The organism is Pseudomonas sp. Leaf58 (genome assembly GCF_003627215.1).
In the GTDB taxonomy this organism is placed as follows: domain Bacteria; phylum Pseudomonadota; class Gammaproteobacteria; order Pseudomonadales; family Pseudomonadaceae; genus Aquipseudomonas.
On the sequence record NZ_CP032677.1, the window covers coordinates 5,026,677 to 5,051,560 of the forward strand.

Annotated in this window: 15 protein-coding genes; 10 read left to right on the forward strand and 5 right to left on the reverse strand. The window is 62.2% G+C overall.

Annotation, left to right across the window (positions count from 1 at the left end; genetic code table 11):
* Window positions 1-179 precede the first annotated feature (179 nt).
* From secB to DV532_RS23320, 3 genes are read right to left on the reverse strand one after another with little or no spacing between them, the layout of a single operon-like run.
* Window positions 180-665, reverse strand: a complete 486-nt coding sequence (gene secB, locus DV532_RS23310) for a protein-export chaperone SecB (RefSeq protein WP_056794433.1) — start codon at window positions 663-665, stop codon at window positions 180-182.
* Between the two features lie 38 nt (window positions 666-703).
* Window positions 704-958, reverse strand: coding sequence for a glutaredoxin 3 (gene grxC, locus DV532_RS23315; protein WP_003249204.1), 255 nt, complete (start codon window positions 956-958; stop codon window positions 704-706).
* 1 nt (window position 959) lies between these two features.
* Window positions 960-1,373: a rhodanese-like domain-containing protein gene (locus tag DV532_RS23320; protein ID WP_056794431.1), complete on the reverse strand. Its 414-nt coding sequence runs from the start codon at window positions 1,371-1,373 to the stop codon at window positions 960-962.
* Between the two features lie 207 nt (window positions 1,374-1,580).
* Between DV532_RS23320 and gpmI the strand changes: the two genes are divergently transcribed.
* From gpmI to DV532_RS23340, 4 genes are all read left to right on the forward strand, one after another.
* On the forward strand, window positions 1,581-3,116 hold the full coding sequence (gene gpmI / locus DV532_RS23325; RefSeq protein ID WP_056794430.1) for a 2,3-bisphosphoglycerate-independent phosphoglycerate mutase: 1,536 nt from the start codon (window positions 1,581-1,583) through the stop codon (window positions 3,114-3,116).
* Window positions 3,117-3,244: 128 nt separating this feature from the next.
* Window positions 3,245-4,549, forward strand: a complete 1,305-nt coding sequence (locus tag DV532_RS23330) for a murein hydrolase activator EnvC (protein ID WP_056794428.1) — start codon at window positions 3,245-3,247, stop codon at window positions 4,547-4,549.
* A gap of 78 nt (window positions 4,550-4,627) precedes the next feature.
* Complete coding sequence (locus tag DV532_RS23335; protein ID WP_056794427.1) at window positions 4,628-5,944, forward strand: S41 family peptidase; 1,317 nt, start codon at window positions 4,628-4,630, stop codon at window positions 5,942-5,944.
* A gap of 8 nt (window positions 5,945-5,952) precedes the next feature.
* Window positions 5,953-6,741: a divergent polysaccharide deacetylase family protein gene (locus DV532_RS23340; RefSeq protein ID WP_056794425.1), complete on the forward strand. Its 789-nt coding sequence runs from the start codon at window positions 5,953-5,955 to the stop codon at window positions 6,739-6,741.
* On the opposite strand, the gene DV532_RS23345 is transcribed toward DV532_RS23340, so the two are convergent.
* Together DV532_RS23345 and DV532_RS23350 are read right to left on the reverse strand one after the other, a co-directional pair.
* Window positions 6,725-11,401 carry a DUF6543 domain-containing protein gene (locus DV532_RS23345; protein WP_056794424.1) on the reverse strand — a complete coding sequence of 1,559 codons (4,677 nt, stop codon included), beginning with the start codon at window positions 11,399-11,401 and terminating at the stop codon, window positions 6,725-6,727. The two genes, DV532_RS23340 and DV532_RS23345, sit on opposite strands and share 17 nt — an antisense overlap.
* Window positions 11,402-11,530: 129 nt before the next feature.
* Window positions 11,531-13,477: a BCCT family transporter gene (locus tag DV532_RS23350; RefSeq protein ID WP_236707475.1), complete on the reverse strand. Its 1,947-nt coding sequence runs from the start codon at window positions 13,475-13,477 to the stop codon at window positions 11,531-11,533.
* Between the two features lie 533 nt (window positions 13,478-14,010).
* Between DV532_RS23350 and betI the strand changes: the two genes are divergently transcribed.
* The 6 genes from betI to selO all read left to right on the forward strand — a co-directional run bounded on the left by betI (window position 14,011) and on the right by selO (window position 24,874).
* Window positions 14,011-14,667, forward strand: coding sequence for a transcriptional regulator BetI (gene betI / locus DV532_RS23355; protein ID WP_056794420.1), 657 nt, complete (start codon window positions 14,011-14,013; stop codon window positions 14,665-14,667).
* Between the two features lie 38 nt (window positions 14,668-14,705).
* Window positions 14,706-16,178 (forward strand): betaine-aldehyde dehydrogenase, encoded by a 1,473-nt coding sequence (gene betB, locus DV532_RS23360; RefSeq protein ID WP_056794418.1) that lies wholly within the window; start codon window positions 14,706-14,708, stop codon window positions 16,176-16,178.
* A 78-nt stretch (window positions 16,179-16,256) separates the two neighbouring features.
* Window positions 16,257-17,954: a choline dehydrogenase gene (betA, locus tag DV532_RS23365; RefSeq protein WP_056794416.1), complete on the forward strand. Its 1,698-nt coding sequence runs from the start codon at window positions 16,257-16,259 to the stop codon at window positions 17,952-17,954.
* Window positions 17,955-18,209: 255 nt separating this feature from the next.
* Entirely contained in the window at window positions 18,210-19,952 is a 1,743-nt protein-coding gene (locus DV532_RS23370; protein ID WP_056796633.1) for a potassium/proton antiporter, read from the forward strand.
* Between the two features lie 35 nt (window positions 19,953-19,987).
* Complete coding sequence (mscK, locus tag DV532_RS23375) at window positions 19,988-23,296, forward strand: mechanosensitive channel MscK (protein WP_056794414.1); 3,309 nt, start codon at window positions 19,988-19,990, stop codon at window positions 23,294-23,296.
* A 117-nt stretch (window positions 23,297-23,413) separates the two neighbouring features.
* Complete coding sequence (selO, locus tag DV532_RS23380; RefSeq protein ID WP_056796631.1) at window positions 23,414-24,874, forward strand: protein adenylyltransferase SelO; 1,461 nt, start codon at window positions 23,414-23,416, stop codon at window positions 24,872-24,874.
* The last annotated feature ends 10 nt before the right edge of the window (window positions 24,875-24,884 follow it).

Genomic DNA, 24,884 nt, shown 5'->3' on the forward strand with positions numbered 1-24,884 from the left:
GCCGGCAAGCCAGCTCCCACAGAGACCCACCAGCCATGAAACCTGGACCGCTCTTGTGGGATCCACTGCCTTGCTCGCAAACCATCGGCCAGGCGTGCCCCCTGTGGGAGCTGGCTTGCCGGCGATTGGGCCGGACAACAAAAAAGCGCCCCGAGAGGCGCTTTTTCAATACAGCAAACTTACTGCACAGTCGGTGCTTCGCCAGCTTCCTGCATGCGCTGCATTTCTTGCGCGTACAGGGCATCGAAGTTGACTGGCGACAACATCAGGGCCGGGAACGAACCGCGGGTTACCAGGCTGTCCAGGGCCTCACGGGCGTACGGGAACAGGATGTTCGGGCAGAACGCACCCAGGGTGTGGCTCATCGAAGGCGCATCGAGGTTGGCGATCAGGAAGATACCCGCCTGCTGCACTTCAGCGATGAAGGCCACTTCGTCACCGTTCTTGACGGTAACCGACAGGGTCAACACCACCTCGTGGAAGTCACCTTCCAGGGCTTTCTGCTTGGTGTTCAGGTCCAGGGCAACACTCGGCTCCCAGGTCTGACGGAAGATCTGCGGGCTTTTCGGGGCCTCGAACGACAGGTCGCGCACATAAATACGCTGCAGGGAGAACTGAGGGCTGTTGTCTTCGGCAGCAGCGCCGTTGGTCTGTTGGTCAGTCATGGCAGGTCCTTATCCTAATGTTTTGAATGCAGTGCAAATCAGGCCGCCAGCAGCGCGTCGAGCTTGCCGGCGCGCTCCAGGGCATAAAGGTCATCGCATCCACCGACATGGGTGCTGCCGATCCAGATCTGCGGCACCGAAGTACGGCCGGCCTTTTGGCTCATCTCGGCACGAACCTGCGGCTTGCCGTCGACCTTGATTTCCTCGAAGGCCACGCCCTTGCTCTCAAGCAGGTACTTGGCGCGCATACAGTAAGGGCAGTAGTCGCTGGAATAGACGATGACGGGCTTCATATCACTTCACCAGGGGCAGGTTATCGGCTTTCCAGCTGGAAACGCCACCGCTCAGTTTGGCCGCGTTGTAACCAGCTTTAAGCAGCTCACGGCAGATGGTGCCAGACTGCTGGCCCATCGCGTCGACAACGATCAGGGTCTTCTCTTTGTGCTTGTCCAGCTCGCTCATGCGGTTGACCAGCTTGTCCTGCGGGATGTTCAGCGCACCGACAATGTGGCCGGCGGAGTATTCCTTGGCCGGGCGAATGTCGACCACCAGCGCTTTCTCGGCATTGACCAGCGCCGTCAGCTGGCCATTGCTCAGGCTCTGGCCGCCACGGCGGATTTCGTTGACCAGCAGCAGGACCAGCAGAATGAGGAAGATCGCAACCAGGATGTAGTGATCTGTCGCGAATTGAATCAGGTGAGCAACCATCAGCGGTGTTCCAGGCGATTGAAAATGCCGGCCAGTATACACAGCCCCTTGGTGCCACCAAAGCCCGATGGGCCGGCCACAAAACCACCTTCATGTTGCTAACACAGGTGCGCCGGTCGGGGGAATGGGACGAATATTCGCCGTGGGTGGCGCATTTGCCCTAAAATGCGTTTCTTTATCATCTTTGAACAACCGTGAGTTTGATTGATGACGAGTACGCCCAAACCCCTGGTCCTGATTATCCTGGATGGCTTCGGCCACAGCGAAATCCCCGAACACAACGCCATCTTTGCCGCCAATACGCCGGTCTATGATCGCCTGCGCGCCACCCAGCCGCATGGCCTGATTTCCGGCTCTGGCATGGATGTCGGCCTGCCGGACGGGCAGATGGGCAACTCTGAAGTCGGCCACATGAACCTCGGCGCAGGCCGTGTCGTGTACCAGGATTTCACCCGGGTGACCAAGGCCATCCGTGACGGCGAGTTCTTCACCAACCCGGTGCTCACCGGTGCCGTGGACAAGGCTGTCGGCGCCGGCAAGGCCGTGCACATCCTTGGCCTGCTGTCCGATGGCGGCGTACACAGCCACCAGGACCACCTGGCTGCCATGGCCGAACTGGCCGCGCAACGGGGTGCACAAAAGGTCTACCTGCACGCCTTCCTCGATGGCCGCGACACGCCGCCACGCAGTGCGCAATCCTCCATCGAACTGCTCGATGCCACCTTCGCCAAGCTGGGCAAGGGCCGCATCGCCAGCCTGATCGGCCGCTACTACGCCATGGACCGCGACAACCGTTGGGACCGCGTTAGCGCCGCCTACAACCTGATCGTCGACAGCGCTGCCGAGTACACCGCCGATACCGCCCTGGCTGGCCTCGAAGCGGCCTATGCGCGTGATGAAAGCGATGAATTCGTCAAAGCCACGCGCATCGGTGAAGCAGTCAAGGTCGAAGACGGCGATGCCGTGATCTTCATGAACTTCCGCGCCGACCGCGCCCGCGAGCTGTCGCGTGCATTCGTCGAGCCGGACTTCACTGAGTTCGCCCGGGCCCGCCTGCCAAAAATGGCGGCCTACATCGGCCTGACCCAGTATTCGGCGAAGATCCCGGCACCGGCAGCCTTTGCGCCGTCCAGCCTGAACAACGTATTGGGCGAATACCTGGCTAAAAACGGCAAGACCCAGCTGCGTATCGCCGAGACCGAAAAGTACGCCCACGTCACCTTCTTCTTCTCGGGGGGCCGCGAAGAGCCGTTCGAAGGCGAAGAGCGTATCCTCATCCCATCGCCAAAGGTCGCCACCTATGACCTGCAGCCCGAGATGAACGCGCCGGAGGTGACCGATCGCATCGTCGAAGCCATCGAGCAGCAGCGTTTCGACGTGATCGTGGTCAACTACGCCAACGGCGACATGGTCGGCCACACCGGCGTGTTCGAGGCGGCGGTCAAGGCAGTCGAAGCACTGGATACCTGCGTCGGGCGTATTGTCGAGGCGCTGGACAAGGTCGGCGGCGAAGCGCTGATCACCGCCGACCACGGCAACGTCGAGCAAATGGAAGACGCGTGCACCGGCCAGGCGCACACCGCGCACACCACCGAACCGGTGCCGTTCATCTATGTGGGCAAGCGCAACGTCAAAGTGCGCGACGGCGGCGTGCTGGCCGACGTGGCGCCGACCATGCTGAAGCTGTTGGGGCTGGAGAAGCCGGTGGAAATGACCGGCACTTCGATCCTGGTCGACGCTTAAGCTGCAAGCTGCAAGCTGCAAGCTGCAAGAAGAAGCCTGCCATTGCTCGCTTTTTCTTGCAGCTTGTAGCTTGGCGCTTGCAGCTACTCCATACTAGGCCAGTCTCCACCCTTGGTACGCCAAACCCCATGCTTCGCGCCCTGATCCTCCTCGCCCTGTCTTGCCTGCTCAGCCCGGCCTTTGCCGATGAGCGTGCACAGACCCAGCAGCAACTGGACGCCACCCGCCAGGACATTGCCGAGCTCAAGAAAACGCTGGGCAAGCTCCAGGAAGAAAAAGCCGGTGTGCAAAAGGACCTCAAAGCCACCGAGACCGATATCGGCAACCTCGAAAAACAGGTGGAGGCACTGCAACAAGAACTAAAAAAGACCGAGGGCGACCTGGAGCGCCTTGAAACCGAGAAAAAAAAACTCCAGAGCGCCCGCGTTGAACAACAGCGACTGATTGCTATCCAGGCCCGTTCGGCCTACCAGAACGGCCGCGAGGAATACCTCAAGCTGCTGCTCAACCAGCAGAACCCCGAGAAGTTCGCCCGCACCCTCACCTACTACGACTACGTGAGCAAGGCGCGCCTGGAGCAACTGCGCACCTTCAACGAGACCCTGCGCCAGTTGGCCAATGTCGAGCAGGACATCTCCACCCAGCAGCAACAACTGCTGGCCCAGCGTGGCGACCTCGACAGCCGTCGCCAGGCCCTGGATACCGAGCGCGCCAAGCGCCAACAGGTACTGGCCAAGCTCAACAGCGACATGAAAGACCGCGACCAAAAGCTGCAAGCCCGCGAGCAGGACCAGGCCGATCTGTCCAAAGTCCTCAAGACCATCGAAGAAACCCTGGCTCGCCAGGCTCGCGAGGCCGAGGAAGCCCGCAAGAAGGCCTTGCTGGCTCAGCAGGAAGCGGAAAAACGCCGCCAGCAGGAAGCCCTGGCCGCCGCCGCCGCGCGCGAACAGGCCCGCGAACCCGTGGAGCCACCGAAAAAGGCCCGCACCACCCTGGGCCCGATCGTTTCCAGCGACGGCGCGAACTACGGCGGCGCATTTTCCGCCGCACGGGGAAAACTTCCCTGGCCGGTCAATGGTCGATTGCTGGCACGCTTCGGCGATGCCCGCGGCAGCGATGCCCGTGCCAAGTGGGACGGGGTAATGATCAGCGCCAACCCTGGCACCCAGGTACGCGCCGTGCACGGCGGGCGGGTGGTATTCGCCGACTGGTTGCGCGGCGCCGGGCTTCTGGTCATTCTCGACCATGGCAACGGTTACCTGAGCCTGTACGGCCACAACCAGAGCCTGCTCAAGAGCGCAGGTGATATCGTCAAGGCGGGTGAAGCCATTTCCACCGTTGGCGACAGCGGCGGCCAGGAAGCTGCCGGCTTGTACTTCGCCATCCGCCAGCAGGGCCGGCCTACCGACCCTTCGCAGTGGTGCCGGGGCTAGTCAACTTTATACGGCGTAGCCTGCGGGCTGCGCCGATGCTCCCTAGGGAGCGCTTACAGGATCAGGAGTTCGTTCGACATGCTGCACTCGCCTCGTCTCACCCAGCTGGCCCTGTCCATCGCCCTGGCGGTCGGCGCGCCCCTGGCCACTGCCGCAGAGCCGGCCAAGGCCACCGCAGTGCCAGCCACCGAGGTGACTGCCAAGGCGCCACTGCCGCTTGAAGAGCTGCGTACCTTCGCCGAGGTCATGGACCGCATCAAGGCCGCCTATGTCGAGCCAGTGGACGACAAGACCCTGCTGGAAAACGCCATCAAGGGCATGCTCAGCAACCTCGACCCGCATTCGGCCTACCTCGGCCCCGAGGACTTCCAGGAGCTGCAAGAAAGCACCAGCGGCGAGTTCGGCGGGCTGGGTATCGAAGTGGGCCAGGAAGACGGCTTCATCAAGGTGGTATCGCCAATCGATGACACCCCGGCCTCGCGAGCCGGCGTGCAGGCGGGCGACCTGATCGTCAAGATCAACGGCGCCCCCACCCGTGGCCAGACCATGACCGAAGCGGTCGACAAGATGCGCGGCAAAGTCGGCGAAAAAATTACTCTGACCCTGGTGCGCGACGGCGGCACCCCCTTCGACGTGACCCTGGCCCGCGCAGTCATCCAGGTCAAGAGCGTGAAGAGCCAGCTGCTGGAGAACGACTACGGCTACATCCGTATCACCCAGTTCCAGGTCAAGACCGGCGACGAAGTGGGCAAGGCCCTGGCCAAGCTGCGCAAGGACAACGGCAAGAAGCTGCGCGGCGTGGTACTGGACTTGCGCAACAACCCCGGTGGCGTACTGCAATCGGCGGTGGAAGTGGCCGACCACTTCCTGACCAAAGGCCTGATCGTCTACACCAAGGGCCGCATCGCCAACTCCGAGCTGCGCTTCTCGGCCGACCCGGCCGACGCCAGCGAAGGTGTGCCACTGGTAGTACTGATCAACGGCGGCAGCGCCTCGGCCTCGGAAATTGTCGCCGGTGCCTTGCAGGACCAGAAACGCGCCGTGCTGATGGGTACCGACAGCTTCGGCAAAGGCTCGGTGCAGACCGTGCTGCCACTGGCCAACGACCGTGCGCTGAAGCTGACCACCGCGCTGTACTTCACCCCCAATGGCCGCTCGATCCAGGCCCAGGGCATCGTCCCCGACATCGAGGTGCGCCCGGCCAAGCTCACCGCCGAAGCCGACACCGACAACTTCAAGGAAGCCGACCTGCAGGGCCACCTGGGCAACGGCAACGGCGGCGCCGAGCGCCCGACCGGCAGCAGCAAACGCAAGGAGCGCCCGCAGGATGACGACTTCCAGCTAAGCCAGGCCCTGAGCCTGCTCAAAGGCCTGAACATTACCAAGGGCGACTGATCCACCCCATGCGTTATCTGCTGTGTTTGTTGTTCTGCCTGTTGGCCGGCGTCGCGCAAGCGGCAGCGGCCGGCAAGGCCTACATGAGCATCATCATCGACGATCTGGGCCAGAACAGCGAGCGCGACAGCCGCACCCTTGCCCTGCCCGGCCCGGTGACCATGGCGATCATGCCCGACACCCCGCACGCGAGCGACTTCGCCCGCCAGGCCCACAAGGCCGGCAAGACGGTGATTCTGCACATGCCTATGGACCCGGCCAACGGGCCCTATGCCTGGCACCCTGGCACGCCGATCGAAGAGCTGGCCAAACGCCTGGATGCGGCCCTGGCCAAGGTCCCGTATGCCAGCGGCATCAACAACCACATGGGCAGCCGCATGACCGCCCAGCGCGAAGCCATGGCCTGGTTGATGGGCGAGTTGCAGCAACGCCACCTGTTTTTCGTCGACAGCCGCACCAGTGCGGCCACGGTGGCAGCGAGCCAGGCGCAGGCCATTGGCCTGGCCCAGGTATCGCGGGATGTGTTCCTGGACAACGTGAGCACCCCTGAGGCCATCACCGCGCAGTTACAGCAAGGGGTCGCGCTGGCCCGCCGGCAGGGTTCAGCGGTGCTGATCGGCCACCCCTACCCGGCGACCCTGGCCGTACTGGCGCGGGAAATCCCGCGCCTCAAGCAACAAGGCGTCGAACTGATCATGCTGGAGCAAATGATTGCCGAACGGGGCAACCAGACGATGCCTGCACACCGCACGCATCGCCCGGCCCCCGCCATTGCGCCGGTCAGTGGAAAGGAATGATGCCTCGCGCCTGCTCAAGTGTCAGCTTGCCACGGTGCACCCGTTGCCCCGAACCAATCTCCTCACGGCCACTCATGCGGCGCTGGCTCCAGGTTTTCAGGTGGCCTTCGGTAAATTGTTCGGCAAACGCGTCCGCGCTTGGCAGGTGAAAATGCGCTACCCATAGGTTTCGCCCTTGCGAGGCCCCGGGCGCTGTCAGGCGCATGATCTTGTACTCGTCGAATGCGCTGCCGTTGAGCATGGTCCTTCTTTCGGTGTACTCCACCTTGATCAACCCTTGCGTGTGCAAGAACTGCAACGCCGCCGCAGAAGGGTAGCGAGTGTCGGTGTACAGCAAGGTAAGTTGCAGATTCTTGGCCGCGCGCAGCTGGTCGCCAGTGTGCTCCAGCGCCTTGACGAGCATGTCGCTGCCACCTCGGTCACTCAAGGTTGTGGCCAGCTGATCGACCCTGGCGAGCTGGCGATCGAACAACCTGGCCAATGAGGCACCTTTGATGTCATTGGCGACATAGCTCTTAGCCTTGTCGATCACGCCTTCGCTCTCGTCCTGCAAGGCCTGCACCTGCATGGCCATGTCCCCGGAATAGCTCGGATCGGCTTGCTCCGGCGCCTCGTCCTCACGCTCCCGCCAGGTGTCATCGACCCAGTCGAAGCGGCTCATCACCGCACCGGTGAACAATTCGCGCACCTCTACCACACGCTGCCCATCGACAGTCGTTTCGGTACCGATGAGGAGCTGCCCCTCTGTGTTGCGCACCACTCGCCGCACATCACCCGAAACGACGTAGGGCACACGCTGGCGGAGTTGGGGGTGGCCGTCCTGCTCGCGGATGGCCTCGACCAGACGCCGACCCGCATCCAGCTTGAGTTTTCTGACATGCTCGCGATACCGCTCAAGCATGGCGGGCTCTATCAATGCGCCACCTTCCTTCAAGATGCGTTCGCTGTCGAGCAGGGCGGTGGTGTATTCATCCCAAGCCTCCTGCAAGATCACCACCTTGTCGTCTATCGACACCGTGACCAGGTCCAGTTCGCCATGCGCCTCTGCCGCGTTGCGCATGACGTTACCGGCAATCTCATCCCTATAGCCAGCAAGCGTAGACTGGGCCTCAGGCGCATCCAGATGCAACGCCAGGTCCGCCAGGTTGAGCACCTGATTGAAGCGCAGCTGGACGGTTGTGAAGCTGCGCTGAGCGATAAGCTGGGCCACCGTTTGGGTGTACTCGGGAAGCGCACCGGTTATCTCCAATTGGTCAGCTGCATCGACTAACAAAGCATCGAGGTGTTCGTGAGCGACCAGCATGCGGTCTTGAATGCGGGCAACCTGTTCGAGTTTACGGCGAAGCTTCACGTACAGCTCGCCGACGTCTGCAAGCGGCCGCCCATGAAGCGCTTGCTGCAACGCCCCAAGCTCGGAATACTTCGCAAGTCCCCACAACTCATTAAAAATAAAGTCGTTCTTGCGAATAAGGCTGACCTGAATTTGCGCTTCGCGTAAAGGAAGAGTGCCCTCCCACCCCCCTTTCTTGCGCTCGTTGGCGAACTTAGGCTCTTGCAGGGTAGTTAGCAGCGGCAGCATCGCAGCTTCCGCTTCAACGGCCTTCTCCACAGACTGAACAGTTTCCTCTCGCAGGTTGGCGATATCCACCGTCCATTGCGCGATTCGGCTATCGTACTGGGCGATGATCCTCACCGAGGCGGTGGTATCAGCGCCTTCAGGCAGCGCGCCCAGCTTGGCCTGCTCAATGGCCTTCAAGCTCGTGAGCTTGTTGATGCGGCCTTGCAGGTCAAGCACGCTTTTGCTTAGCCGTTCGCACTCGGCCATGGCGGCGTTGGCCCGCAAATCAAACTGGTTAACTGCTTCATGCGCTTCGCGAAAGCGCTTGGCGAGCTTCTCTTGAATGGCCTTGGGTGGCATGCCACCAAGGTAACGCAGGTCGTTGTCCACCCTCCAGGCACCGTCGACACGAGCCAGCCATGGGCCTGGACTACCGTCCTTCCCGACCACCCGAACGTTGCCGTCCTTTAGTTCAACACGGTATACATCGCTGGCCAGGACGGCGTAATGGTTACCGTCAACCTGATATAGCCCCGCGCCCTCTCCCACTGCCATCGGTACCAGGCCATTCAGCGCCACACTCGATCGCATGGCCTCCAGTTTCTTCCTGGCAAACGCAGGCAGCCAGTTGAAACCGTTATTGCCCCGCCAAGAAAAGTCCAGCTGCTGGCCCGCTATTGCTGCCAAGTCGCCCAGCGCCTTCGATGGGGTTTCAGTGGGCGACACGCCCACTTCGGAAAATGCACCGCGTTGCAAAGCCGGCCCTTCGTATGCCGATGCGTCAAGCGCCTCGCCCTTGGGCACAACGGCCAATGCGGGTTGGCGAACATGCAACAGTGCCATGCCGATATTCAGCAACAGGTCGGCGACAGCAGCAGAGCGGTCGAACTCACCACCCTGTTCGAGCGATGTCAGGTCGTTTTGCAACGATCCGAGTAGTTGCACTAACCAGGCCACCGTGGCGACCGGGCCTCGCACCAGCAATGTGGCGACATCGAACAGCAACCACGCCCCTTGGCTGAGGACTTCCCAGCGGCTTTCAACATTGGAGACCGACTGCATGTCCGCTAACTCGACCAGCAGATCGCGGTTGGCCGAGTAAAGCTTTTCATCCAAATCGCTTCGCCACAAGGCGATATCGAGAACCGCCGGCTTGGGACGTTCTGGCAGTTCGTAAGGGTCGAGCCCGATATGGGTAATGTGCGGCTCGGCAAAGCCGCCATTTTCATAAATGTGCCGGACGTCCTGGGCCATCCAGTCAAGCAGGCTGCCCTGCAAGATTTCAGACTCACGAACGCTTTCCAGCAACGCCTCGAGGCTGGCGTACTCGCGGACTGTGTCTTGCGTGTACAGCGGGCGATACAACAGTACTACCGCGGGTTCGGCGCAAAACAGGACATACATGCCCCGCACTCGGTCCTTTTTTCGCGACGTCTGGCTGCGCCTAAAGGCCAGGGGAAAGAATGAGATACGCGGTGCGACTGGGTGCAACCATCCGGCACAGAAGTCGACGACGCATTGCAACCCAGCCTCCGAGACCTTGCCCTCCAGCTTGGCAGCCATGGCACTGAGTGTCAGCGCACTGCGCCACTCTCTTGCAAAGCGGGCGACCCGCTCCGGGCGCTGGTTTGTATCATCCAGTTCTGCCGCCACGTAGGCCGGGTACCGCCCTCCGATATCGACCTGCGCCACCAATTGCCTGGCGGCTTCGGCATCAAGCCAGTCGGGCGCTGCGTTGCCATCGGAACGCAGAATTTGGGTGATGGCGGCACCTTTGAGTGATGAAAGGTTGCCAATGGCGAATTCGGTGAGGGTTTTCTCGCCGGCGTAGACTAGCGCCTCTCCCCCGCCGGCCCCCGTTGCCGAGCCCCCCGGTACACCTCGCGCCAGGCTCAGTTGCAAAACCAAGTCATCTGGCGATGTGTGGTCTTGATGATCCTTGCTCATCTGCTTGCTGAGTTGCTGGCGGGTGTATTCATTCAAGCACTGAATGCCATCCAAAGCAGCTCGCCCCTCGCCGTCGAGTTGGTCCAGTGCTAGCTGCAACATTGCGCTGCAATAGGCGAAGCTGTCCTGCGCAGAAGCGCTCAGCAGACCAGGAGGCGCTTTCAATGCAGGGGTTTCATTGACGTAGCTGGCGAACCAGCGTGCAGGGTCGCTGGTTTGAGCGAAACGCTGCTCGAGCTGCGCAGTGCCCACCACCTGCAGATACCGCAGGCGGTCGACCCGACTGAACAGGCTTTCCAGCATCAGGCTAACCTGCTGGGCAAAGACATTGCCCTCGACGCTGTATCGGTGCCAGGACATCTGCTCGAATTGGTAGCGCTGCGCCAGGTCGTTACGCAGCGCCTGGCCAAATGCCGTTAGTGAAGGATAACTGCGCACAGCGCCCGATGGCGCACACCACAGCACGACCTGGCGCTCATCCCACTCGCCAAGTACCAGCATATGGCACTGCAATTCATCGAACTGCAGGGACGCGGCGGTCAAACTCACCTGGACGAAAAACACCTGCGGTTGGTCCGGGCCGCCTCGGATCAGGCCACGCAAGCACGCCTGCTCCTTGGTATCCAACCCCTGGAGAGGCAGACCGCGCAACAATGCGGTTTGCAGCAGCAATTGCAGCCAGCGATCCCGACTGACGCCGGCGCTGCCTTGGGCGTTCCAGTATTCAAGCTGGGCATCGCAGAAATATTGCGGCAAACATTCCACCAACGCCTGTAGCGACGCCGACAAGTCACTGAGCTGCCGCGTATCGAATTCACTGCTTGAGCCGGCGAATCGGTAGGCTGCCGTCAGCCCAAGGTTGTGATAACGCCCATCCACCGGCTCCAGATCCAACGGCTCCGCGTCGAGCAGCGCTTGCAGCACACGATCGACGAAAGGCTGCGTAGTCCAGTACGCCGTGGCAGGGTCCGGGCTGTCGAGCATCAGCGGGTCGGCATCCTCCAGCGCTGGTTGCACCGAGGCCAGCCACGGCAGTTTTGCCAGCAGCACCTTGAGCAGTTGTTGGCTGGCAACCTGCCGCAGGGTCGGACGGTCACCGAACTGCTGAGCGACAATGTGCTGGAAATCGAACGTTGGGATATCGGGAGTGGACATCGGCATGCCTCCAGGTGAAAGCCCGGTAGGCTGATGCGAAGGCGGAACAGGCTTGCGCTACATAGTGCTTGAGCCAAAAAAAAAGGCCTTGCATCGTCGATGCAAGGCCTTTGCTTTAGCACAAAGCCATCAGCTGTACACACGCCCCAGCAACTGGCGGTGGCTTTCGAACTGGTCCAGCACGTCACGCACGATCTGCTCTGGCGCAAAGCCCATCAGGTCGTACTCCTGGCTGCCATCGTGCAGGTAGACCTCGGCACGGTAGAAGCGCTGGCGCACTTCCGGCTCGCCTTCCACCGGTGCTTCGCTCGGCGCGGCCATGTAGCCGTCCAGGCTCACTTCATAGACGAACGGGTTGCCCTCTTCCATCATCACCCGCAGGCCCATCGTGCTGCGCGACTGACCTACTCGGGTTTCTACGTCAAAGCCCAGGGTCTGCAACTGCGCGGCAGCTTCTTTCAGCGCCGGGCTGACCTGCTTGTCCATGAACCGCTGGACCACGGCCTGGGTCGGCTGCAGCTCCAGCTGGGTCAGGCGCTCGCTGAAACCGCGACGGCCACGGGCGGCCAGCTCGGCACGCTCCTGCTCGACCGCCACGTCCTGCTTCATGGCCTTGTACAGGCCGAACATGAACAGCACCAGCACCACCGAGAACGGCAGGCCCGCCAACACCACCATGGTCTGCATGGCTTCGAAGTTACCGGCGAACAGCAGGCCGATGGTGACCAGGGTGATGACCACCGACCAGAACACCACCATCCAGTGCGGCGCGTCTTCGTCGACCTTGCCGCCTTTGCACGACAGGTTGGCCATCATTACCGCGCCGGAGTCGGCCGGGGTGAGGAACAGCACGAAGCCGACGAACACCGCCACACCAATCACGATCTTGGCCGCCGGGAAGTACTCCAGCAGCTGGTAGATCGACATCGATGGCTGTTCCAGCGCCGTCTTGCCCAGCTCCACGGCGCCCTGGTTGATCACCAAGTCCAGCGCGGTGTTGCCGAAGATCGACAGCCAGGCCAGGGTGAAGCCCAGCGGGATCAGCAATACCCCCATGACCAGCTGGCGAACGGTGCGGCCCTTGGAGATTCGGGCGATGAACATGCCGACGAACGGGCCCCAGGAAATCCACCAAGCCCAGTAGAACACGGTCCACAGGCCCAACCAGCGCTCAGACTTGCCGGCCTCGCCTTCATACACATAGAGGTCGAAGGTTTTCAGCACGATACCGTTGAGGTAGTCGCCCATGTTCTGCACAAAGCCATTGAGCAGATACAAGGTTTCGCCGCCCAGCAGCACGAAAATCAACAAACCACTGAACAGCGCGATGTTCAGGTTGGACAGGCGGCGAATGCCATTTTCCACACCCGATACTGCCGCCACCGTAGCCACACCCGCCATGACCAGAATGACCACCAGCAGGTTGGTCTTGCTGTGGTCCATGCCGAACAAGTACTCAAGGCCAGACGACACCTGCATCGAACCGATACCCAGGTTGGTCACCAGGCCCAGCAGGGTGACGAACATGCCGAAGATATCCACGGCATTGCCGGCCGCGCCCTTGACCCAGCGCTCACCCACCAGCGGGTACAGCGCCGAGCGCAGTGCCAGTGGCTGGTTGTGGCGGTAGGCGAAGTAACCCACGGCCAGGCCGACCAGGGCGTAGATCGCCCAGCCATGCAGGCCCCAGTGCAGGAAAGTCAGCTGCAGGCCTTGGCGTGCGGCCTCGAGGCTGGCGGGGGTGCCTTCCGGTGGGTTGAAGTAGTGGTCCAGTGGCTCGGAGGCACCGAAGTACAACAACGAAATGCCAATTCCGGAAGAAAACAGCATGCCGGCCCAGGCGCCGTAGCTGAAGTCGGGCTGGTCGTCCTTGCCGCCAAGCTTGAGGCTGCCATAGTCGGAAAACGCCAGGTAGACGACAAACACCAGGTAGCCGCAGATGACCAGCATGTAGTACCAGCCAAAGGTGCGCGTGAGCCACTTCTGGGCCACGCCCAGCACCTGGCCGGCGGTTTCGGGTACAGCGATCAGCAAGGCAGTCAGAACGAGGATCATCAGCGCGGAGGTGAAGAACACCACGCGGTTGACCCGTACCCTCTCGGCGGGGGGCTTGGTAAGTGAGGCAGAACTCATTGCACGAATGCTCCGGGCAGTACGGCTGTGGAGGCTAATCAATCTTTCCCGAGCAATTGGTGGAATATCCCCACTGCATCAGGTGTTATAAAAGCACCCTGGAAACCGTGATCCCGAATCGATACGTTGCAAAAAACAGTCAGGTGGTCTGCTGAAAATGCCACGCCCTCCGCGGAGGTGCGCGCATTGGTCACAGATCACCCCGCCCGCTCCAAGGGCCCGCCGCAGGGTCCATGACCGCACGGCAGAATCTGCATTTCGCATCGCTCATGCCCGTCAACGCCTTGTATTCCGGGGGTTACGCGATTTCCTGGGGTGTCAATCCATGCCTTTTCGACGGCCTGAATAACTGTCAATGGCACAAATTGTCGCAGAGCTTATTCTTTATTGATTGAACGTTCAATCAAAACAAAATAGACTGGCCTTCGCCGAGTCAGCCGCTTGTCGTCTGCTCGCAGGCCTGAGGAGATAGCGAGATGCCCAAGGTCGGTATGCAACCCATCCGCCGCCAGCAGTTGATCGAAGCCACGCTGCAGGCGGTCGATCAGGTCGGTCTGGGGGACGCCAGCATTGCGCTGATTGCCCGTTTGGCCGGTGTGTCGAACGGCATCATCAGTCACTACTTTCGGGACAAGAACGGCCTGATCGCAGCGACGATGGGTTACATCATGAACATGCTTAACGAAGGCGTTAGAGCGCGTCGCCTGGCCCTGACGGACGCCAGCCCGCGCGCCCACCTGAAAGTGATCATCGAGGGCAACTTCGATGCCAGCCAGGTGAACGGCCCGGCGATGAAAACCTGGTTGGCCTTCTGGGCTTCCAGCATGCACCAGCCCGACTTGCACAGGTTGCAGCGGATCAACGACCACCGCTTGTATTCCAACCTGTGCTGCCAGTTCCGCCGCGCCCTGCCGCTCTACCATGCGCGCAAGGCAGCCCGCGGCCTGGCGGCTTTGATCGACGGCTTGTGGCTGCGTGGCGCCCTGTCGGGTGATGCATTCGACACCGACCAGGCAATACGGATTGCTTACGAATACATGGATCTACAACTGGCTAAACAGCACACCCTGGGTACAAACGACCAGGCCGCTGAACAGCCGCGCACGGCCCTTGCCAACACGGCAGGAGCGTGACGCGCTAGCCAACCACACACTGCACTTGCGAGGACACTATGGCCCGTTTCGGAACGCAAAAACTCTACATTGATGGCGCTTACGTCGACGCTGGCAGCGATGCCACCTTCGAAGCCATCAACCCGGCTACTGGCGAAGTCCTCGCCCACGTGCAACGTGCCACTGAGGCTGACGTCGAGAAAGCCGTGGAAAGCGCCGAGCGTGGCCAGAAAGTCTGGGCCGCGATGACCGCCATGCAGCGTTCACGCATCCTGCGCCGCGCCGTCGACATCCTGCGCGAGCGCAACGACGAGCTGGCTATGCTGGAAACCCTGGACACCGGCAAGTCGTATTCCGAAACCCGCTACGTCGACATCGTCACCGGCGCCGACGTGCTGGAATACTACGCAGGCCTGGTGCCGGCTATCGAAGGCGAGCAAATCCCGCTGCGTGAGTCGTCCTTCGTCTACACCCGCCGCGAGCCGCTGGGCGTTACCGCCGGTATCGGCGCCTGGAACTACCCGATCCAGATCGCCCTGTGGAAATCCGCCCCGGCCCTGGCCGCCGGCAATGCGATGATCTTCAAGCCGTCCGAAGTCACCTCGCTGACCACCCTGAAACTGGCCGAAATCTACACCGAAGCCGGCCTGCCGAACGGCGTGTTCAACGTGCTGACCGGCAGCGGCCGCGAAGTCGGCACCTGGCTGACCGAGCACCCGCGCATCGAAAAAGTCTCCTTCACCGGCGGCACCACCACTGGCAAGAAGGTCATGGCCAGCGCCTCGAGCTCGTCGCTCAAGGAAGTCACCATGGAACTGGGCGGCAAGTCGCCATTGATCATCTGCGCCGACGCCGACCTGGACAAGGCCGCCGACATCGCCATGATGGCCAACTTCTACAGCTCGGGCCAGGTGTGCACCAACGGCACCCGCGTCTTCATCCCAACCGAGATGAAAGCTGCTTTCGAAGCCAAGATCGCCGAACGCGTTGCCCGTATCCGTGTTGGCAACCCAGAAGACGAAAACACCAACTTCGGCCCGCTGGTCAGCTTCCAGCACATGGAAAGCGTGCTTGGCTACATCGCCAAGGGTAAAGAAGAAGGTGCCCGCGTGCTGTGCGGCGGCGAGCGTCTGACTGCCGGTGATTTCGCCAAGGGCGCCTTCGTCGCCCCGACCGTGTTCACCGACTGCACCGATGACATGACCATCGTCAAGGAAGAGATCTTTGGCCCGGTGATGAGCATCCTCACCTACGAAACCGAAGAAGAAGTGATCCGTCGCGCCAACGACACCGAGTACGGCCTGGCCGCCGGTGTGTGCACCAACGACATTACCCGCGCCCACCGCATCATCCACAAGCTTGAAGCCGGTATCTGCTGGATCAACGCCTGGGGTGAATCGCCTGCCGAAATGCCGGTGGGTGGCTACAAGCAGTCGGGCGTCGGCCGTGAGAACGGCGTCAGCTCGCTGGCTCAATACACTCGCATCAAGTCGGTCCAGGTCGAGCTGGGCGGCTACAACTCGGTCTTCTAAGGCCTTGTACAGCCACGCCCGTGCCGCCGTGCACGGGCGTTTCCGCTCCCTGATCACCGCCAACACGAGGGTACTTTCATGTCCCAAGAATTCGATTACATCATCGTCGGTGCCGGTTCGGCCGGTAACACCCTGGCTACCCGCCTGACCGAAGACGCCGGCGTCACCGTACTGTTGCTGGAAGCCGGTGGCCCCGACTACCGCTTCGACTTCCGCACCCAGATGCCAGCCGCCCTGGCCTTCCCGCTGCAGGGCCGCCGCTACAACTGGGCTTACGAGACCGACCCAGAGCCGCACATGGACGGCCGCCGCATGGAATGTGGCCGCGGCAAGGGCCTGGGGGGCTCGTCGCTGATCAACGGCATGTGCTACATCCGCGGCAACGCCATGGACTTCGACGGCTGGGCAGAACTGCCAGGCCTGGAAGACTGGACCTACCTGGACTGCCTGCCGTACTTCCGCAAAGCCGAAACCCGCGACATCGGCCCGAACGACTACCACGGCGGCGATGGTCCGGTCAGTGTTGCAACGCCTAAAGCCGGCAACAACCCGCTGTTCCACGCCATGGTCGAGGCCGGCGTGCAGGCTGGCTACCCGCGCACCGAAGACCTGAATGGCTATCAGCAGGAAGGCTTTGGCCCGATGGACCGTTCGGTAACCAAGAACGGCCGCCGTTCCAGCACCGCCCGCGGCTACCTGGACCAGGCCAAGAAGCGCCCGAACCTGACCATCGTCACCCACGCGCTCAGCGACCGTGTGCTGTTCGACGGCAAGCGTGCGATTGGCGTGACCTACCTGGTCGGCGATAGCGAAGAGCGTGTAGAAGCTCGCGCCCGCAAGGAAGTAATCGTCAGCTCCGGCGCCATCGCCTCACCGCAACTGCTGCAGCGCTCCGGCGTCGGCCCGCGCGCCTTGCTGGAAAGCCTCGACATCCCGGTAGTGCACGACCTGCCAGGTGTTGGCGAAAACCTGCAGGACCACCTGGAACTGTACCTGCAGTACGCCTGCACCCAGCCGGTGTCGCTGTACCCATCGTTGCTGTGGTGGAACCAGCCGGCCATCGGTGCCGAGTGGCTGTTCAACGGCACCGGCATCGGCGCCAGCAACCAGTTCGAGGCCGGTGGTTTCATCCGCACCCGCCCTGAGTTCAAGTGGCCGAACATTCAGTACCACTTCCTGCCGGTTGCCATTAACTACAACGGCTCCAACGGCGTGAAGGAACACGGTTTCCAGGCGCACATGGGCTCGATGCGTTCGCCAAGCCGTGGCCGTATCCAGGCTAAGTCGAAGGACCCGCGCCAGCACCCGAGCATCCTGTTCAACTACATGGCCACCGAGCAGGACTGGCAGGAGTTCCGTGACGGCATCCGCCTGACCCGCGAAATCATGGCCCAGCCGGCGCTGGACCCATATCGCGGTCGCGAGATCAGCCCGGGCGCGCACGTGCAAACCGACGAAGAGCTGGACAAGTTCATCCGTGAGCACGCCGAAACCGCCTTCCACCCGTCCTGCTCGTGCAAAATGGGCACCGACGACATGGCAGTGGTCGACGGCGAAGGCCGTGTACACGGCATGCAGGGCCTGCGTGTGGTCGACGCGTCGATCATGCCGATCATCATCACCGGCAACCTCAACGCCACCACGATCATGATTGCCGAGAAAATTTCGGACAAGATCCGCAAGCGCAAGCCGCTGCCGCGCAGCACCGCCAAGTACTACGTGGCCAACGGTGCACCGGTGAAGGGCAAGCCTATGCGCGAGGTGAAGCAGGCATAAACCTGCACCGGCCTCTTCGCGGCTAAAGCCGCTCCCACAGGGATACCACCGCCTTCTAGGGCTGTGGAGTACTTGTGGGGGCGGCTTTAGCCGCAAAAGGGCCCGCCCAGGCAACCCACCCAAAGGCACCCATCGCGGTGCCTTTCGCACATCTGCAGAAACGCTTTACATGCTGCCAATTCATCAGGTTAGAATCATTTGGCACGCGACTTGCCAGTCAAGCCCCTTTCCCGCGATATCCCGGAGTACCTGCCTTTGGATGCAAGCACCATCAACAGCCTGTTCTTGATCGGCGCATTGCTGGTGGGCGCAAGTATCCTGGTCAGTTCGCTGTCGTCGCGCCTGGGCATCCCTATTCTGGTCATCATCCTCGCCGTCGGCATGGTCGCCGGTGTCGACGGTGGCGGCATCATCTTCAACAACTACCCAACCGCCTACCTGGTCGGCAACCTGGCACTGGCCGTAATCCTGCTGGACGGCGGCCTGCGCACGCGGGTGGCGAGTTTCCGCGTGGCGCTGTGGCCGGCGCTGTCGCTGGCCACCGTAGGGGTCATGATCACTACTGCCCTTACCGGTTTGGTTGCCGCCTGGCTGTTCAACCTGAGCCTGATCCAGGGCCTGTTGATCGGCGCCATCGTTGGCTCCACCGACGCCGCGGCAGTGTTCTCACTGCTGGGCGGCAAAGGCCTGAACGAGCGGGTCACCGCCACCCTCGAGATCGAGTCGGGCAGCAACGACCCGATGGCTGTGTTCCTCACCGTCACCCTCATCGACATGATCGCCAGCGGCCAAACCGGCCTGCACTGGAGCCTGCTCACCCACTTGCTGCGCGAATTCGGTATCGGCGGGCTGCTGGGCCTGGGCGGTGGCTGGGTGATGCTGCAACTGGTCAACCGCATCAACCTGGCCGGCGGGCTTTACCCTATTCTGGTGATCGCCGGCGGCCTGGCGGTGTTTTCGCTGACCAACGCCCTGCACGGCAGTGGCTTCCTTGCCGTGTACCTGTGCGGCCTGGTGCTGGGCAACAAACCGATCCGCAGCCGCCACGGCATCCTGCACATGCTCGATGGCATGGCTTGGCTGGCCCAGATCGGCATGTTCCTGGTACTGGGCTTGCTGGTCACGCCGCACGACCTGCTGCCCATCGCCCTGCCTGCGCTAGGCCTGGCTCTGTGGATGATCCTGGTGGCACGCCCGCTGTCGGTGGTCGCTGCACTGCTGCCGTTCAAGGCCTTCCATGGCCGCGAGAAGGGTTTCATTTCCTGGGTCGGCCTACGCGGCGCGGTACCGATCATCCTGGCGGTATTCCCGCTGATGGCCGGCTTGCCGGACGCCCAGCTGTTCTTCAACCTGGCCTTCTTCATCGTGCTGGTGTCGCTGCTGGTACAAGGCACCAGCCTGCCGTGGATGGCCAAGTTGCTGAAAGTGACGGTACCACCAGACCCAGCGCCCATCTCGCGCTCCGCGCTGGAAGTGCACATCACCAGCGAGTGGGAAATGTTCGTCTACCGCCTGGGCGCCGAAAAATGGTGCATCGGCGCCGCCCTGCGCGAGCTGAAAATGCCCGAAGGTACGCGGATTGCCGCGCTGTTCCGCGGCGAGCAGCTGCTGCACCCTTCGGGCAGTACCGTGCTGGAAGTGGACGACATGCTCTGCGTGATCGGCCATGAGCACAACCTGCCGGCCTTGGGCAAACTGTTCAGCCAGGCACCACAACGTGGCCTGGACCTGCGCTTTTTCGGCGACTTCGTGCTCGAAGGCGATGCCGAACTGGGCGCGGTGGCCGCGCTGTACGGCCTGAAACTCGACGGCCTGGACGCGAAAATGCCGTTGGCCCAGTTCATCCGACAGAAGGTCGGAGGCGCTCCAGTAGTGGGTGACCAGGTCGAATGGCATGGCACGATCTGGACCGTGGCGACCATGGACGGGAACAAGATCCAGAAAGTAGGCGTCAGATTCCCCGAAGGAACGCGACCCGGACCAGGATTGTTCCTCTAAACTTCGTTTCTGCCGGATCCACAAGTAGTCTGCCTATGTCTCTGCGCGTGTACCTTCGCACAGCCCTGCTCGGGCTGTGCCTGTCTCTCTCTTTTGCCGCTACCGCAGCAGAAGCCCCGACCACCGCCAGCATCCAGAACAGCCTCGACAAGATCGCCGAGCGCAAGCTGCCCGAGGCCGAACAAAAAGCCCTGCAGCAAGTGCTGGAGCAAACCCTCAGCCTGCTCGCCAGCAAGGAAGACAACGAGAAGAAACTGGTCGCGCTCAAGCAGCAGCTGGCCGGTGCACCGAAAGAAACCAGCGATAGCCAACGCGAACTGGCCAAGCTCAACGAAAGCAAGCAGCCACCGGTGGCCCAGCGCTACGCCAGCCTCAGCGTGCCACAGCTGGAGCAGATGCTCAGCGAACGCAGCACCCAGCAGGGCGAGCTGCAGAAGGCACTGTCCGAAGCCAACAGCCTGATCATCAATTCACAAACCCGCCCCGAACGCGCCCAGGCCGAAATCAGTAGCAGCCAAGCGCGTACCCAGCAGATCAACAATATCCTCAAGACCGGCAAAGACGCCGGTAAACCGGTCAACGCCGACCAGCGCAATCAGCTTAATGCCGAGCTAGCCTCGCTCAATGCGCTGACCTTGCTGCGCCGTCAGGAGCTGGCCGGCAATGGCCTGCTGCAGGATCTGGGCAATGCCCGCCATGACCTGCTGATCGAGCGCGCCGCACGCATGGAGCAGGAAATCCAAGACCTGCAGACGCTGATCAACGAAAAGCGCCTGGCCCAGTCCCAGCAAACCGTCACCCAGCAGTCGATCGAAGCGCAAAAAGCAGGCGGCAGCAGCCTGCTGGCCACCGAGAGCGCGGCCAACCTCAAGCTGTCCGACTACCTGCTGAAAAGCACCGACCGCCTCAACGAGCTGACTCAGCAGAACTTGCGCACCAAGCAGCAACTCGACAGCCTGACCCAGGCCGACCAGGCGCTGGACGAGCAGATCAACGTGCTCAAGGGCAGCCTTTTGCTGTCGAAGATCCTGTACAAGCAAAAGCAGGCGCTACCGCACCTGAAGCTCGACCGCGACCTGGCCGACCAGATCGCCGATATTCGCCTGTATCAGTTCGAAATCAATCAGCAGCGCGAGCAGATGAGCAGCCCGGTGACCTACGTCGACAGGCTGCTGGTCAACCAACCGCAGGAGGACGTTACCCCCCAACTGCGCAAGGCCCTGCTGGAAGTGGCGATCACCCGCAGCGACCTGCTGGAGCGCCTGAACCGCGAGCTGTCGGCACTGCTGAACGAATCGATCACCTTGCAGCTCAACCAGAAACAGCTGCAGGGTACTGCGTTGGGGCTGCGCAACACCCTCGACGAACAGATGTTCTGGATCCCCAGCAACAAGCCGCTGGATTGGGACTGGCTGCGTTATGTACCCGAGCGCCTGCCAGACCAAGTGGCCAGCCTGCCGTGGGGTTCGGGTATCAAGGAACTGGCTGACGGCCTCAGCCAACGCCCGCTGCTGTTCCTGCCGCTGCTGCTGGCGATCGGCGCCCTGCTGTGGCGGCGCAAGTACCTGTACCAACGGTTGGGCAAGGTACACCAGGACATCGGCCACTTCCGCCGTGACAGCCAGTGGCACACGCCCCAGGCGATCTTTATCAACATCCTACTGGCTATGCCGGTCAGCCTCGGCCTGGCCCTATGCAGCTATGCCTTGCAAATCGATGCCCGCGGGCAAAACGCCAACCTGGGCGCGGCACTTTGGCAACTGGCCCAGGCTTGGCTGGTGTTCTACACCGCTTACCGCATCCTGGCCCCCGGTGGCGTGGCGGAAATCCACTTCCGCTGGCACAAGCCGCAGGTCGAGTTCCTGCGCGGCTGGGTACGTCGCCTGGGCACCGTGGTACTGGCGCTGGTCGGCGTGGTCGCTGTCGCGGAGCACCAGCCCTCGGCGCTGGCCGACGACGTGCTGGGCATCGGCGTGGTGCTGACCTGTTACGCGCTGATGGCCTGGCTGCTCAGCCGCCTGCTGCTCAGCAGCCCAGCGCACCGCGACACCTCGCTGTTCCGCAAGGCCGTGGGCGTAGCCTTCACCGCCCTGCCCATCGCCCTGTTCGTGGCTGTTTGCTTCGGCTACTACTACACCGCGCTGAAGCTCACCGACCGGCTGATCTACACCCTCTACCTGCTGCTGTTCTGGCTGGTGATCGAGGCCGCCTTCGTGCGCGGCCTGTCGGTGGCGGCACGCCGCCTGGCCTACCAGCGCGCGCTGAGCAAGCGGGCGGCGGCCAAAGAAGGGTTGGATGGCGAAGTCATCACCGAAGAGCCAACGCTGGACATCGAGCAGGTCAACCAGCAGTCGCTGCGCCTGATTCGCCTGGCCCTGCTCGGCGGCTTCATCGCCGGCCTGTACTGGGTGTGGTCGGACCTGATCTCGGTGTTCGCCTACCTGAACAATTTCGTCCTGTACGAGTACGCCAGCGGCGCCGGCGCTGCCGCCAGCATGGTGCCGATCAGCCTCGGCGACCTGCTGGGGGCGCTGGTAATCGTCGGCATCACCTTCGCCCTGGCCGGCAACTTGCCGGGCCTGCTGGAAGTACTGGTGCTGTCACGCCTGAACCTGGCCCAAGGCAGCGCCTACGCCACCACCACGCTGTTGTCGTACATCATCGTCGGCGTCGGCATCGTCAGCACCCTGTCGACCCTGGGGGTCAGCTGGGACAAGCTGCAGTGGCTGGTGGCCGCGTTGTCGGTAGGCCTGGGCTTCGGCATGCAGGAGATTTTCGCCAACTTCATCTCCGGCATCATGATCCTGTTCGAGCGCCCGGTGCGCATCGGCGACACCATCACCATCGGCAACCTTTCCGGCACGGTGAGCAAAATCCGCATCCGCGCCACGACCATCACCGACTTCGACCGCAAGGACATCATCGTCCCCAACAAGACCTTCATCACTGGCCAGTTGATCAACTGGTCGCTGACCGACACGGTTACCCGGGTGACGCTGAAGCTGGGCATCGACTATGGCTCCGACCTGGACCTGGTACGCGACCTACTGCTCAAGGGTGCGCATGAGAACCCACGGGTGCTCAAGGACCCGGAGCCGATCGTGTACTTCCTCAATTTCGGCGAGAGCTCGCTGGACCATGAGTTGCGCATGCATGTGCGTGACCTGGGCGACCGCAACCCGACGTTGGATGAGCTCAACCGCTACATCAGCCGGGAGTTCAAGGCGCATGACATCAAGATTTCGGTGCGCCAGGTGGAGGTGTTTCTGATGGACCCGAAAGGCGGCAAGCAGCAGCTGATCCCGCTGGAACAGCCGAAACTGGATGGCACTGCGGCAAGCTGAGTGGACTCCAACTGGCATGACCGCCAGAATGCTGGCGAGGGCTTAGCCCTCGTTCGCGGGCTTGCCCGCGAAGGGCCGCAAGGCGGCCCCAATGGCATCGACTTCCAGGAGCAGCCCGTGAAAGCCCTTGACCAACTCACCTTCGACAACCGTTTCGCCCGCTTGGGCGATGCGTTTTCCACCCAGGTCCTGCCCGAGCCTATCGCCGAGCCACGCCTGGTGGTAGCAAGCGAGTCGGCCATGGCCCTGCTCGACCTCGACCCGGCCCAAGCCGACCTGCCGGTGTTCGCCGAGCTGTTCAGCGGCCATAAGCTGTGGCAGGAGGCCGACCCACGGGCGATGGTCTATTCCGGCCACCAGTTCGGCTCCTACAATCCGCGGCTAGGTGATGGCCGCGGCCTGCTGCTGGCCGAAGTGCTCAACGACGCAGGCGAGCACTGGGACCTGCACCTCAAGGGCGCCGGCCAAACCCCTTACTCACGCATGGGGGACGGCCGCGCCGTGCTGCGCTCGTCGATCCGCGAATTCCTCGCCTCCGAAGCCCTGCACGCCCTCGGCATCGCCACCAGCCGGGCACTGTGCGTTATCGGTTCCAGCACCCCGGTGTGGCGCGAAACCCGCGAAAGCGCTGCCATGCTCACACGCCTGGCGCAGAGCCATGTGCGCTTCGGCCATTTCGAGTACTTCTACTACACCCAACAACCCGAGCAGCAACGCGTGCTGATCGACCATGTGCTGGACCACCACTACCCCGAATGCCGTGACGCCGAGCAGCCGTACCTGGCCATGTTCCGCACTGTCGTCGAGCGCAACGCCGAATTGATCGCGCGCTGGCAAGCGTATGGCTTCTGCCACGGGGTGATGAACACCGACAACATGTCGATCCTCGGTATCACCTTCGACTTTGGCCCTTATGCCTTCCTCGACGACTTCGACGCCAACTTCATCTGTAACCACTCCGACGACCGTGGCCGCTACAGCTATGCCAACCAGGTGCCCATCGCCCACTGGAATCTCAGTGCGCTGGCCCAGGCGCTGACCACGGTGATCGAAGTGGAGCCACTGAAAGAAGCGCTGGGGCTGTTCCTGCCGCTGTACCAGGCCCATTACCTAGACCTGATGCGCCGGCGCCTGGGCCTGACTACCGCCGAAGACAATGACCTGGCGCTGGTCGAGCGCCTGTTGCAGCGCATGCAGAGCGGTGGGGTCGACTACAACCTGTTCTTCCGTAAATTGGGTGATCAACCCATAGCCGAAGCACTGCAGGTGGTGCGCGATGATTTCATCGACCTGGCCGGTTTCGATGCCTGGGGCGCGGACTACCTGGCCCGCTGCGCGCGTGAAGCGGGTAATGCCAACGGCCGGCGTGAGCGCATGCATGCGGTGAACCCGCTGTACGTGTTGCGTAACTACTTGGCGCAGAAAGCCATCGAAGCAGCTGAAGCGGGGGATTACAGTGAAGTGCGGCGGCTGCATCAGGTGCTGAGCCGGCCGTTTGAAGAACAAGCCGGAATGCAGGCCTACGCCGAGCGGCCGCCGGAGTGGGGCAAGCACCTGGAAATCAGCTGTTCATCATGAATCCTGGGGC

Excerpts from the sequence above, each read along its gene's own strand:
- secB (WP_056794433.1), bottom strand. The coding sequence starts at position 665 with ATGACTGACCAACAGACCAACGGCGCTGCTGCCGAAGACAACAGCCCT.
- grxC (WP_003249204.1), bottom strand. The coding sequence starts at position 958 with ATGAAGCCCGTCATCGTCTATTCCAGCGACTACTGCCCTTACTGTATG.
- DV532_RS23320 (WP_056794431.1), bottom strand. The coding sequence starts at position 1,373 with ATGGTTGCTCACCTGATTCAATTCGCGACAGATCACTACATCCTGGTT.
- gpmI (WP_056794430.1), top strand. The coding sequence starts at position 1,581 with ATGACGAGTACGCCCAAACCCCTGGTCCTGATTATCCTGGATGGCTTC.
- DV532_RS23330 (WP_056794428.1), top strand. The coding sequence starts at position 3,245 with ATGCTTCGCGCCCTGATCCTCCTCGCCCTGTCTTGCCTGCTCAGCCCG.
- DV532_RS23335 (WP_056794427.1), top strand. The coding sequence starts at position 4,628 with ATGCTGCACTCGCCTCGTCTCACCCAGCTGGCCCTGTCCATCGCCCTG.
- DV532_RS23340 (WP_056794425.1), top strand. The coding sequence starts at position 5,953 with ATGCGTTATCTGCTGTGTTTGTTGTTCTGCCTGTTGGCCGGCGTCGCG.
- DV532_RS23345 (WP_056794424.1), bottom strand. The coding sequence starts at position 11,401 with ATGTCCACTCCCGATATCCCAACGTTCGATTTCCAGCACATTGTCGCT.
- betI (WP_056794420.1), top strand. The coding sequence starts at position 14,011 with ATGCCCAAGGTCGGTATGCAACCCATCCGCCGCCAGCAGTTGATCGAA.
- betB (WP_056794418.1), top strand. The coding sequence starts at position 14,706 with ATGGCCCGTTTCGGAACGCAAAAACTCTACATTGATGGCGCTTACGTC.
- betA (WP_056794416.1), top strand. The coding sequence starts at position 16,257 with ATGTCCCAAGAATTCGATTACATCATCGTCGGTGCCGGTTCGGCCGGT.
- mscK (WP_056794414.1), top strand. The coding sequence starts at position 19,988 with ATGTCTCTGCGCGTGTACCTTCGCACAGCCCTGCTCGGGCTGTGCCTG.